Source organism: Roseivirga sp. AWQ4_251 (assembly GCF_056158225.1).
Window position 1 is genome coordinate 2,436,447 of the sequence record NZ_JBSWSW010000001.1, and the last position, 12,618, is coordinate 2,449,064.

The window sequence follows — 12,618 nt, forward strand, 5'->3', positions numbered from 1 at the left end:
ATTATTCGTTTCTGAGTATTTCTGCTGGGTTTCCCTTTGCTACTTTTAGTGACTGATAAGACACCGATAAAATGGCGATGACCAAAGTGACCAATAAGCCAATTGTAAATGTGAAAGGCGTAACCTGAATGCGATATTTGAAGCTATCGAGCCAATCATTTGAACCGAAGTAGGCGATTGGGCATGCGACCAAAAATGAGCATATAATGAGGAGAACAAACTCTTTGGACATAAGCGCAATCAGCTGTTTTACTGAAGCCCCCAATACTTTTCTAATACCAAATTCCTTTAAACGCTGCTCAGCCGCAAAGGCAGAAAGCCCCACTAAACCGAAAATTGAGATTGCTATGGCAATACCTGAAAACACATTGAAGGTTTTGCCCAAGCGCGTTTCGCTACGATAGTTCGCATCATAGTAATCATCGTAAAACCTGAATTTGAAAGGTCTGTCATCTACCATAGAATACCACAAATCTTCTATGGAAGAAAGGGCTTCTCGGGTTTGTCCTGATTCGAACCTTACGCTTAAATATCCACTGGCTTTATCATTGATCACAAAAACGACTGGCATTAATTCGTTTTTGAGCGTTTCATTATGGAAATCGTCTATGACTGCCACAATCTCCCGTTCTCCTCCCAAAAGGTTGATTCTTCTTCCAATAGGATCCTTTAAGTCCAGCTTTTCAACCGTAGCCTTCGATACTATAATCTTATCTTTTGAGTTAATTTTAGCTATTTCATCAATGCTCTGTCCAGAAGCAACTCTCATGCCCATTGTTTTTAAAAAATCAGCATCAACATTGAAATAATATGATATTAGATACTCTTCATCTGAAGCTTCTTCATTTCCTCCTATCTCTTTCAAAGTGCCAAAAACAATCCCACTCGCATCGATAATTTCATCGGATAATGATAATGTTTTGACACCCGAAATTTTGGCAACTTCATCTTTAAAAACCTTCGCCTTTTCGCCCAACTCTTTATAAGTAGGTATAAACAGAATGTTTTCTCTATTATAGCCCAAATCGGTGTTTTGCAAATAACTGAGCTGCGATTGGATGATCACCGTGGCGATAATTAAGGCTTGAGCTACCAAAAACTGAAAAAACACAAGTCCTCTTCGAACCCCAGATTTCTCCTTCGCTTTACTCGCCCCATGCAACGAAGCAATGGGCTTGAAACTACTCAGTCGCAATGCGGGATAAACACCCGAAGCAAAACCCACGATTGAGCTAAGGCCAAAAACAAAAACAAGAAACTCCAAGCTGAGATAAGATAGGCTTAGCTCCTTTTCGATCAGATTATTATAATAGGGCAAAAGCCTTTCAGCAATTGCAAAAGCGATCATAACACTCAAAAATGTATAGAGGAAAGACTCAAACATATTCTGCCTGAAAATCTGCTTTCTATCCGCGCCAAAAACTTTTCTTAACCCAATTTCTTTAGATTTTTGAATAGAACGCGCTGTAACAAGATTGATATAGTTTAAACAGGCAATTACTAAAATGAGCAGAGCAATACTGCTGAATAAGTAAACGTAGCGAATATCACTTACAGGAAACTGAGTCCATGAAAACCTTGACCTCAAATACATATCCTTAAAAGGGAAAAAATACATGGATTGAATGAGTTCTCCATTTTCGTCCTTTTTAACAGAGTGTTCTGGCCATTCGTTGAGCATCAAAGTCGCTACTTTTTCGTTCACTGCTTCCAACTCAGTATTTTCAGGCATCAAAACGAAGGCTGTTACAATACTACCACCCTGTAAATCAAAGGCTAATTCAGCCTCCTTTACCGATTTCACGTTTGATAGAACGATATTGAATTGAATGCTCGAATTTTTCGGAATATCCTTCGCTACTGCTGTAATCTCATATTTGCCAAATCCATCAACATCCAACAGCTGACCAATCGGGTTAGCATCGCCAAAGTACTTTTGAGCCATGCTTTCAGTAATTACAGCCTTATCAAGTGCATCAAGATTTGCTTTTCCTTCAATAATGGGGAAATCGAAAATTTCGAACAGTTCATTATTCCCCCAGAAAACATTTCTTTCATAAAACCCCTCTTGACCTGATTTAACCAGTATTTCATCTCCTTCTTGATGAACCATAGCCATTTGTTCCAATTCCGGAATTCTGTCTTTCAATCGTGCAGCATAGCTCGTTCTGTATCTCGCAGATTTCTCTGGGCCGTTAACACTCCTTACGTTTTCACCTATGACATAAATCCTATCAGACTTACTGTGGAATTGATCTATCGAAAGTTCATTCTGAACATAAAGCGCGAGAAGAATAAAGCAAACCACGCCAATGGTTAGGCCTGTGATATTGAGAAAAGCGAAAAACCGATCCTTTTTAAGTCTTCTTAGGGTAAGTACAAAGTAGCTTTTAATCATGATTACGACATAAAGTTTGCGCTGGAATGGAAAACAAAATACATAAAAGTCCAATGCGCAGATTCAAACCTAATGCCAAACAAACAAACAATTGATTATCAATAACTTAAATCAAATATAGAATTTACAAACGTTTAAAATCGTTTGTTTTCAATACATCCAAGTGTTTGTTTTTAATACAGTTTTACACGAATTAATTAGAAGATTGACAGCAACGGAAAAGAACCACATCGAGACACAATTCCAGATTAAACATTAATATCAGTTCAATTTTAAACCACTATTAACCAATAAAACAAAATGCATTCGATTTCACGTTTGTTTTTAAACCGAATAAGTATCAAATTACATAATGTTTCACATCAAGGGCTTTCTTCAATACCTTTAGAAATCAAATCACGCTAAAACAAGAGGAAATTCCGACTTCACTAAATCACACAATATTATGTCGCAGCAAATGAATCGTAGAAATTGGTTGAAAACTGGATTACTAACAATTGGTGGCGCTTCATTGCTGCCTAATATGGGTTGGGCCGATACGGCAAGTCGCCCTATGTTCGATAATCAAGGAAGAATCATTCACACTCCTCTTTTTAGAGAACACATTGCCACGGTTACTCCTCCAAAAATGTTGGCCAAACTAAACGCCAATGAAAATCCATATGGCCCATCACCCGAGGCGATGAAAGCGTTGAAAACAGTGATTTCTGACGGAAACCGTTACGGATGGGGAACATTGAGCACCTTAGTTTCTAAAATTTCGGAAAAAGAAGGAGTTCCAGCCAACCACATCATGATGGGGCCAGGATCTTCGGATTTATTGGAAAAAACCGCTCTTGTACTTTTTATGAATGGAGGTACCGTACTTTCTGCTGACCCTTCTTACATGTCGTTAATGAATGTGGTGAAATCTGTAGGCGGAGAATGGAAGAGCGTTCCTCTAAAAGCTGACTGGTCACACGACTTAGACGCAATGGAAGCCGCCATAGACAGCGACACCAAAATGGTTTACATCTGTAACCCGAATAACCCAACGGGAACAATCACTTCCTATCAAGCACTTTACGATTTTTGCTCTAGAGTAGCCGACAAAGTGCCCGTTTTCGTTGACGAAGCATATTTAGATTTTGTAGAAGGCGCGGATGGTCAAAGCATGGTTAAACTTCTTGCCGAAGACAAAAACGTTATCGTAGCTAGAACTTTCTCCAAAATTCATGGCATGGCAGGTCTCAGAGTGGGTTACATATGTGCTTTGCCAGAAACCTTAAAATCCATCAACGAAATCACCCGAGGCGGAATGGGCATTTCAAACACCAGTATTGCCGCAGCAACGGCTAGTATGGATGACCTTGCTTTTCAGGAAAAATCAAGAAAGCTCAACAAAGAAGCTCGAGAATTCACAGTTGATAGGCTTACCGCCATGGGATTTGAGCCGGTTCCATCACATACCAACTTTATGATTTTCCCTTTGAAAGAACTTTCCGGAAGACCATTCCTAAACAAAATGAGCGAAGAAGGAATCGGAGTTCGTACGTTCGACATCTACGATCGCCCATGGTGTAGAGTGAGCATGGGCACCATGAAAGAAATGAAATTATTTACGGATGCATTCGAAAAAGTGATTGGTTAATCAGGCTTTCAAACTCAAAAAAGACGCTCGAAATACATGGATTCTGCTTTAGCAAAAACCCTGACCTGCCTCTTATTTATTGCCATTGGTTTACTGCTAAAAAGTAAGTTCAAAAGCAAAGATCAGGTCAATGGCATTAAAAACATTATACTGGCCGTTGCGCTGCCTGCCACCATTTTTGTGGCACTTATGGGCGTAAAAATCAATGTGTCATTATTGTTTTTGCCGGTTATTGCTTTAGCCTTCAACTTTATATTGTTCATTTTAACTCCGGTAATTCTTCGTTTTTTTGACATTGAAAGACATTCACCAAAAGGAAGAACCTTAATGATGTTAGTACCTTCTTTGGCGCCAGGTTTATCGTGTTTTCCTTTTATTCTAGAATATCTGGGCGAAGAACAACTAGCGAATGCAGCTTTGGCCGATGTCGGCAACAAAATCTTCGTTTTGATTTTCCTTTACATTATGGCCATGAACTGGTACTACGCCAACAACAGCGGAGATAGTTCAGATTCAAAAGGCAAAATCAAAAGCTTGGCATTATCGCTATTGCAAGAACCCATCAATGTAATCATTCTTTTAGCCATCGGACTTTTAGCCTTTGGCTTCAACCTTGAAAATCTACCAACATTCCTTTCGGACTCCTTTGTAAGACTGAGCGCCATCATGACGCCATTGGTGTTGATGTTTATTGGCCTGGCCGTCAAATTGAGCAGAAAAGGATTGGGAAAAGTACTTGCCGTTCTCAGCTGCAGAGCAGGCATTTCAATACTTCTGAGTGCGCTGATTATTTTAGTCCTCGGCCTAACGGGGCCGGGGGCTATTTTGTTAGCCGTGGTTTTCCCTTTGAGCTCGGCCAGTTTTTGGCCCTTTGCTCATATGTCAGCTTTCGATGCCAAAGAAAGTTCGCAGGACGTTCCTGATCAGAAAAGGACTTTCGACACAGAGTTTGCCATTCTAATTTTAGCCTGTTCGCTACCTTTTTCAACCATCTTGATTTTAGGCATTCTTTCAACTGGATCTACTTTTGCCAACCTTCCTACACTCCTTATTTTAGGTTCGGCACTTTTAGGAATTGGGGTTTTGCCAAGCCTTATTAAAAAAGCTTATGCCAATCTCAAAGCTCAAGCAACAAACAAAGAAGGCCGACTTGTAGAACAAACAGAGTGAAAAAACGAGTTTACAACCTTGGCAGAAACCTAATCCACCAAAGTTGATGTATCTATCCTATTCCGTTCTCAAGGTATCTACAGGATTTGCAATAGCAGCTTTAACAGATTGATAACCAACAGAAAACACCACTAAAAGCATTGAAACACTAATTCCAATCAGAAAAGCATCTACACCAATTGAAATTCGATAAGCAAAATTCGCCAACCAAGAATTGAGAAGATAATATGCAATGGGAATAGCAATAATTGAGGAGACTCCCACCAATCCGAAATAATACCTAAGAAAACGCAAGCATAAACCCAACACAGTAGCTCCTAAAACCTTCCTTACACCGATTTCCTTATACTTCTGAAGAATTATAAAAGCACTCAAACTAAACAAACCTAGTCCTGCAATGAGCATGGCAATCCAAGTAAAAACCTGAACCACAAGACCAAATTTTTGCTCCTTTTCATAGTTTGCCTCGATCTCATCGGCCATTACGGAATAAACAAACGGAGTATTAGGTGATATCTTGTCCCAAGCTTTGCTCAAAAGAGGAATAGTCTGGGCCTTGACATCCTCATTTAGTTTAACGTTAACTGAAGAAACCCTTCCTTTTGCCTGCATAATTACAGCCGGATTAGCTTCTTGCTTAAGGTTAAACCTCAAGTTTTCTGTAATCCCAATAATATTATATTCTACCATTTTATAGTTGGGAGACAGCAGTTTCACCTTCTCACCAATTGGATTTTCAAAACCCAAAACCTCAATCATTGCCTCATTAATGAGTATAGCTCCTAGTTCGTCCTCTTGGCTGCCTTCTATAAAATTTCGACCGCCTATTAAATGAACATCTAGAACTTTAAGTGCATTATCGTCTACTTCCTGATAGGCTACTCCATCGATTTTATTTTCATTATTCAGTGTCCATTGCAAAGGCATTTTCACTGTTCCATTGGAAGGAAAAGGCGATGAGGTAACCGCCTGAACTCCTGGGATATTTTCAAAAGTGCTCTTTATAAGACTGTAAGGCACTCCCCTTGCTATATGTGTAGTAATAATCCCAGAAGAATCAAGTCCAATATCTTCTTTTAAGAAGAAATCAATCTGTTTTTTAACCAACTGAGTTCCAAAAAGCAAAGTTAAGGTTATGCTAAACTGAAACACTACAAGGTACCTGCGGAGGGCTCCACGACCAATACTATTTTCTCCCTTTATCAAAGGTAAAACCTTAGGTCTACTTAATAGAATAGAGGGATAAAGTCCCGCAAGCAGAGTAACCAAAGGAATTAGTAAGATCAAAAAGGAAAGTATAAATCCATCTGAAAAATAGTTCAATCCAAGATTCTTATCCGATAGTGTGTTAAGTGTGGGAAGGAAGTATTCAGCTATAGCAGCAGCGATTACCACAGAAACAATTACCAAAACCATTGTTTCTAAAAACAATTGAAAACTTAAGTATGCTTTACTCGCTCCAATAATTTTCTTAATCCCGATTTGTTTAACTGCGGCAAGCGACTTTGCTGTAGCAGAGTTGATATAATTAACTACAGCCAAAAGGAGCAAAAACAAACCTATAATTGAAAATATGTAAACAAAGTCCTTATTCCCTTTAACACCAGAAGCCGTTTGTGAAAACTCGCTTTCCAAATAAATCTTTGAAAAATTCTCAGCTTTAAATTTTAAATCGAACTTATTTTCGAAACCATTCTGAACAGAAATATCTAACAGCCTACTTTCAAACTCTTGTTCGTCAACGGGATTTTTCATCAAAGCATACAACTCTCCTTGTCCAGCCCATTTAAAGCCTCCACTATTTATATTTCTAATCGGCACAATGATATTGAATTGAAATCTTGAATTTTGAGGAATATCATTCAAAACCCCAGTGATTATTCCCTCCCTATTGTTATCGGCCATTTGAAAATGCTTACCAACTACATCCTCCTCACCAAAATATTTGAGTGCCATATAACGGGAGATGACAACGCTATTTTCAGCCACTAAAGCCTCTGATTCATTACCATACTTCAAGGAGAAATCGAAAATCTTAAAGAAATCGCCATCCACACCATAAACCTCCTTTTCAAAAACCTTACTCCCTTCATAATCCATAAGAGTTTCTCCTAAAACCTGAACTCTGGCAATCCTCTCAACTTCTGGAACAGATAAAGGGATTAGATCCATCATTGCCGTAGGGAAAGGTTGTGGATTTCCTTCCTTATTGACCGTTAGAACTCTATATATCCGATCATGATTTTGGTGAAAGCGATCAAATGTAATTTCATCTCTAACAAAAACCGCTATCAAAATAAAGGCTGCAATTCCAACCGATAATCCGAGAATATTAACAACTGTAAAAACTGGGCTTTTCTTGAGAGATCGCCACACTGATAAAAAATGGTTTCTTAACATATCAATATTTTTTTATGTCGTACCTGGATCGATTTAAGGCCTTGAACAACCTAATCATATAAGGCTATTCCGTTCTCAAAGTATCTACAGGATTCATAGAAGCTGTTTTCAAGGTTCTTAGGCTTACAATCAGTAGTGTGATTCCAAGGCCAACGAAAGCAACTAACACGAACGGCAATACGCCAATTTCAATATGAAAAGCAAAGCTGTTGAGCCAGCTTTCGGTAGCATAAAACCCAAGAGGAACGGTAATTAAAAGAGCAATAAAAATCAGCTTGACCATTTCTAGTGAGAAAAGTCTAAGAATCTGAAACACGCTAGCTCCGAGCACCTTTCTCACACCAATTTCTTTGATTCTCTGGTCTAGCTTGTAGCTAATCAAACCGATCATTCCTAAAAGAGCCACAAAGAGACTTAAACCTGTAAAAATGGTAATGATCTGACTTATGCGTTTTTCGGTATCGAAAAGCTTATCGAAGCTCTGATCGAAGAAGTAATAATCTAAAGGCTCATCCGTAAATTGAGCATACACGGACTTGATTTGAGCCAAGGTGTTCTGCACATCATTTCCTTGAATACGAACGTTAAACTGAGATTTATAATCTCTAAGGAAGAAAACAGTTGGACCAATTTCTTTGGTGAAATCTGCGTAGTGAAAATCCTCCACTACACCCACCACTTTGACATCGCGGCCATTGTTGCCGGCATTGAAATGCTTTTCGAACAAACCATCGCCAACCATTTTGGCAAAAGTCTCATTTACAATCGCCACAGAACGATCTTGATCGATCGACTCCTCAAAATTTCTGCCTTCAATTAGATTAAAACCCATAGTAGGCAAAAACTCGCTGTCGGTATATTTATGCTGAGCGCGGTAGAGCGTTTCCTCTCCCCCTATTTCCATCACGCTTGTAAAAGGCAAAGTGCCAATCATGCTATAATGGCCTCCTGAAAAATTCGTGACAGCAGGGATTTGAAGTAATTCATTTTTAAAGGCATCAACGTTCTCATCATTCCTTCCTAACTGAAATTTAGAGTTGTCCAAAACAATTACTCCGTCTTTATCAAATCCCAAATCTTTGGTTAAGCCATAATTGAGTTGTTGATATACGAAAACAGAGAACACAGCCAGACTGAGCGAAACCACGAACTGAAAAACCACCAAAGCATTTCTAAACGTTTTGCTACTATCTCCGGAACGATAATCGCCTTTTAAAACCGAGGAAGGCTTGAAAGAAGTAAGAATCAAAGCGGGATAAATACCGGCAAGCACTCCTGTAATTACCGCTACGAAAACCACTGCGATTAAAATAAGAGGGAAATCATAAATACTTACGCTGAAGTTGGAAAAACCAGAAGCCGACATCAATTTTAAAGATGCCTCAGAAAGACCCAAACCGATAAGAACAGCCCCTAAAGAGAACATGATTGACTCAGCCAAAAAGCGGCTGATCAAATCTGACTTAAAAGAACCCAATACTTTTCTTACACCAACCTCTTTCGCTCTTTTTGAAGCCTGAGCGGTAGATAAATTGATATAATTGATAGCCGCCAAAACGATGATAAAAACAGCAATTCCCAAGAAAATATAGAGGTATTTAATATCGCCAGGAGAAGACGCTTCAAACTGGGCATTAGAATGCAAATGAATATCAGTCAAACTCATTACCACTGGCAATTCACTTTGAATCTGCTTGCGATAATTAGCAAAATCTTGACCTGAATTAGCTTGTTCGTGACGCTGTTCTGCAAAGATTTGATCTGCTTGTTCTTTCAAATCTTCAACCTCAACATCACCCTCCATTTTAAAAAAGGAATAACCTGTGGTGAATGAAAAGCTATTTTTGACTTGATCCTCAAACGATTTAGGCAAACGAGCAAGTACACCAAACTTCAATGAAGTATTGTTAGGCAAATCTTCAATTACACCAGTCACCTTGTAATTATCGGTCGAAATTTGAGTGGAAACCTCCAACACTTCTCCCAATGGATTTTTATCACCAAATATTTTATCCGACATGGACTTTGTCAAAACGAGTGAATTCACATCATTCAAAGCCGACTTTGGATTTCCATAAATGAAGTTTTGAGAAAACACCTTAAGGTAATCTTGAGTGGTATAATAGGTGTCTTTCTGAATGAAACCCGCTCCTTCATATTTAATGGTAGAAGTTGGATTCGGCATAATGTTTACCCATGCTTCCATTCCCGCCATTTGATTCTGCAAATAGTTAAGCTGAGCGATAGAAGCCAGCGCAAAAGTTGGGTGGCTTAAACGAAATACGCGGTCGTGATCTTTGTAATGCTTATCATAAGTGAATTCCTGATTCACATAAATAGCGATCAAAATAGCTGCCGCAAAGCCGATGGCCAATCCCGAAATATTGATGGCCGCATAACCCTTATTCTTTCTTAAACTTCTTAAAATGGACTTGAGGTGGTTCTTTAACATGTCTTTTGGTGTCTGGCGTTTTGTTGAATGTACTGTCTATTTCGGAAGGCTTTTGCTCGCCCTCCTTCTCCCCTATATTTCGATATAACTTATTTCTGTTTATCTCAATAACTACTCACTTCTTAGCGAATCTACTGGGTTAGCTTGGGCTGCTCTTAGCGACCTGAACCCTGTGGTAACTCCGCCAATGATTAAGGTAAAAGCAATGGCGATTAAGAAAACCCATATGTTCAGGCTAATTCGATACTCAAAGCCCGAAAGCCATGCGCTCATAAAATAGTAAGCCAAAGGCGTAGCGATTAGGAAAGCAATGATGATCAAGAGCATCATTTCCTTTGAGAAAATGTTCAGGATTTGCCCTACTGAAGCCCCCAATACTTTTCTGATTCCAATTTCTTTGGTCTTTTGATTGGCTAAAAATGAAACCAAACCATAAAGTCCCAAGCAACCAATCAAAATGGCAATACCTGAAAAAACCTTAAATAGCTTCATCATACTCGCCTCTTTATCATAATTCTCCATGATCTTTTCTGAGAACAGCGAATAATCGAAAAGCACATTAGGGTATTGCTTTGTCCAAGCTTCTTCTATCACACTTACTAAATCGTTCATTTGGGCTTGAGTACCTTCAAATTTCACTGCTCCTTCGTAGAAATACCTACCGTAGGTCACAAAAATGACAGGCTCTAATTTATATTTCAGTGAACTCGTGTGTAAGTCATTCACTACGCCCACAATTGTTTTTGGTCCAGCAAACCCGCTATCGATTTTCTTTCCAAGGGCATCTTCAGGATTGTCAATTTCCATAAGCTCCATTACCGCCTTAGATATGATTGCCACATCAAGCGTATCATTCTTGGTGAAATTACGTCCGGCTAAAAGGTTGATTTCGTATAAATCGAGATAGTTTTCATCTATCACTTTGTAAGCAGCCTCGAAAAAGCCTTCCATTTCTAAAGGTGCATAGCCAAAAGTAGAACCTACATTGCTGTCGGAAAGCGGACTTGAGAAGTTGAAGCTCACTTTTTCTATACCTGCAAAATTGTACAGATCATTTTTAAGAGGCTCCAGTTTTTCACTTTCATTGGTAGGAAGCGGAAAGTTGATGATGGCTGATTTTCGAAAACCCATATCCTGATTTTCGAAAAATTTCATTTGAGAAATCACAATCAGGGTACAAACCACCAACAATTGAGAAATCACAAACTGAAAAACTACCAAGGCTCTTCTGGTATTTACATTGCCGCTAAGTGCCGATTGACCTTTACTTTTCAAAGCACTAACGGGCTTCAATCTGGCTAAAATCAAAGAAGGATAAAGACCCGCTAAAAGCGTAACCACTACAACAATCCCTGAAATGATAAGCGCCAAACTTTGATCTTCGAAAAGCTGGAGCGACAAATTGTAACCTACAAAAGATTCCATATTGGTCATTATAAGCTCGGCAGCTCCCAATGAAATCAGTACTGAAACGAAGGTGATGAAAAATGTCTCTCCTAGAAACTGAAAAACGAGCTGATTTTTCTGTCCTCCCAGAACTTTTCTAATACCCACTTCCTTAGATCGCTTAATAGCCAAGGCCGTAGATAAATTCACAAAATTGATACAAGCCGTAAGAATTAAGAATATGCCAATGGCAGTTGGAATGGTTAGGAAATCTGGAGAAACCGCTGACCCTGGACTTCCGCTATATTCAGGGTGAAAGTGTATTTCACTCATAGGTTGAACCGTAAAAACGTTTCTATCGTCACTATCGGCCATATATTTAGCCACCATGGTAGCCAAAGCGTCATTCACCTGCTCAGGCTTTACACCATCGGCCATAAGAAAATAAACATTGGCACTAGATGAAGTTGAATTCCATGAGTCGGGCTGATAAAAGTCAAAAACATCTCTAACAGAACCGTATTCCACCATCATTTCATAAGGTACAGAGCTGGTTTTAAGCGGATTAGCAACTACAGCACTTACAAAAACATCCAATTTATCGTTGAGTCTTATTTTCTTGCCAATGATTTGATCAAATCCACCTTCATCAACCCCAAAAAGCTTTTTGGCTAAATTCACTGAAATCACAACCGACTTCGGTTTGGTCAAAGCGGTTTCTGGTTTTCCTAATTTGAATTCGTAATCGAAAAGTTTAAAAAAGGTAGAATCTACAAATGCAATTCCGTTCTTCTGCTCAAAATGTTGAAAGCTTTCATCATCTCTAACTACTGTCAACTGGCTCGATCCGATACCAAAGCTTCTAACTGGCAAGCCCAAATCAGGGAAATCGTTTTTGAATGATCTGGCCACAGGATCTTGCATTCCAGCTTCCAATTCTAGTTTATTCGCACTTTCCACCTTCTTTACAAAGCGATAAAGATGATCCAGATTTGAATGGTGTTGATCAAAACTCTTTTGGTAAAGCACTATTTTAAAAAGTACCAAAGCTGCACTTATGCCTAGGGCCAAACCAAAAACGTTTATCACCGTGTACGATTTGTTTCTTATAAGATTTCTGAGCGCTGTTATGATGTAATTTTTGAGCATATTTTTACCTTTTCCGAACTCTCTTTACCAAGC

The 12,618-nt window shown here is 38.9% G+C and carries 6 protein-coding genes; 2 read left to right on the forward strand and 4 right to left on the reverse strand.

The features are described 5' to 3' along the window. Position 1 precedes the first annotated feature (1 nt). Entirely contained in the window at positions 2-2,398 is a 2,397-nt protein-coding gene (locus tag ACXACJ_RS10660) for an ABC transporter permease (protein ID WP_475134351.1), read from the reverse strand. A 445-nt stretch (positions 2,399-2,843) separates the two neighbouring features. Between ACXACJ_RS10660 and ACXACJ_RS10665 the strand changes: the two genes are divergently transcribed. Together ACXACJ_RS10665 and ACXACJ_RS10670 are read left to right on the forward strand one after the other, a co-directional pair. Further along, positions 2,844-4,028 carry a pyridoxal phosphate-dependent aminotransferase gene (locus ACXACJ_RS10665; protein ID WP_475134352.1) on the forward strand — a complete coding sequence of 395 codons (1,185 nt, stop codon included), beginning with the start codon at positions 2,844-2,846 and terminating at the stop codon, positions 4,026-4,028. A gap of 36 nt (positions 4,029-4,064) precedes the next feature. Beyond that, on the forward strand, positions 4,065-5,198 hold the full coding sequence (locus ACXACJ_RS10670) for an AEC family transporter (RefSeq protein ID WP_475134353.1): 1,134 nt from the start codon (positions 4,065-4,067) through the stop codon (positions 5,196-5,198). A gap of 57 nt (positions 5,199-5,255) precedes the next feature. Here ACXACJ_RS10670 and ACXACJ_RS10675 read toward each other — a convergent pair whose 3' ends face one another. From ACXACJ_RS10675 to ACXACJ_RS10685, 3 genes are all read right to left on the reverse strand, one after another. Then, the gene (locus ACXACJ_RS10675; protein ID WP_475134354.1) at positions 5,256-7,598 is read right to left on the reverse strand and encodes an ABC transporter permease; all 2,343 of its coding nucleotides are present in this window, start codon (positions 7,596-7,598) and stop codon (positions 5,256-5,258) included. A 64-nt stretch (positions 7,599-7,662) separates the two neighbouring features. Then, entirely contained in the window at positions 7,663-10,050 is a 2,388-nt protein-coding gene (locus ACXACJ_RS10680) for an ABC transporter permease (protein WP_475134355.1), read from the reverse strand. Positions 10,051-10,161: 111 nt separating this feature from the next. Then, the gene (locus tag ACXACJ_RS10685) at positions 10,162-12,585 is read right to left on the reverse strand and encodes an FtsX-like permease family protein (RefSeq protein ID WP_475134356.1); all 2,424 of its coding nucleotides are present in this window, start codon (positions 12,583-12,585) and stop codon (positions 10,162-10,164) included. Positions 12,586-12,618: the final 33 nt, after the last annotated feature.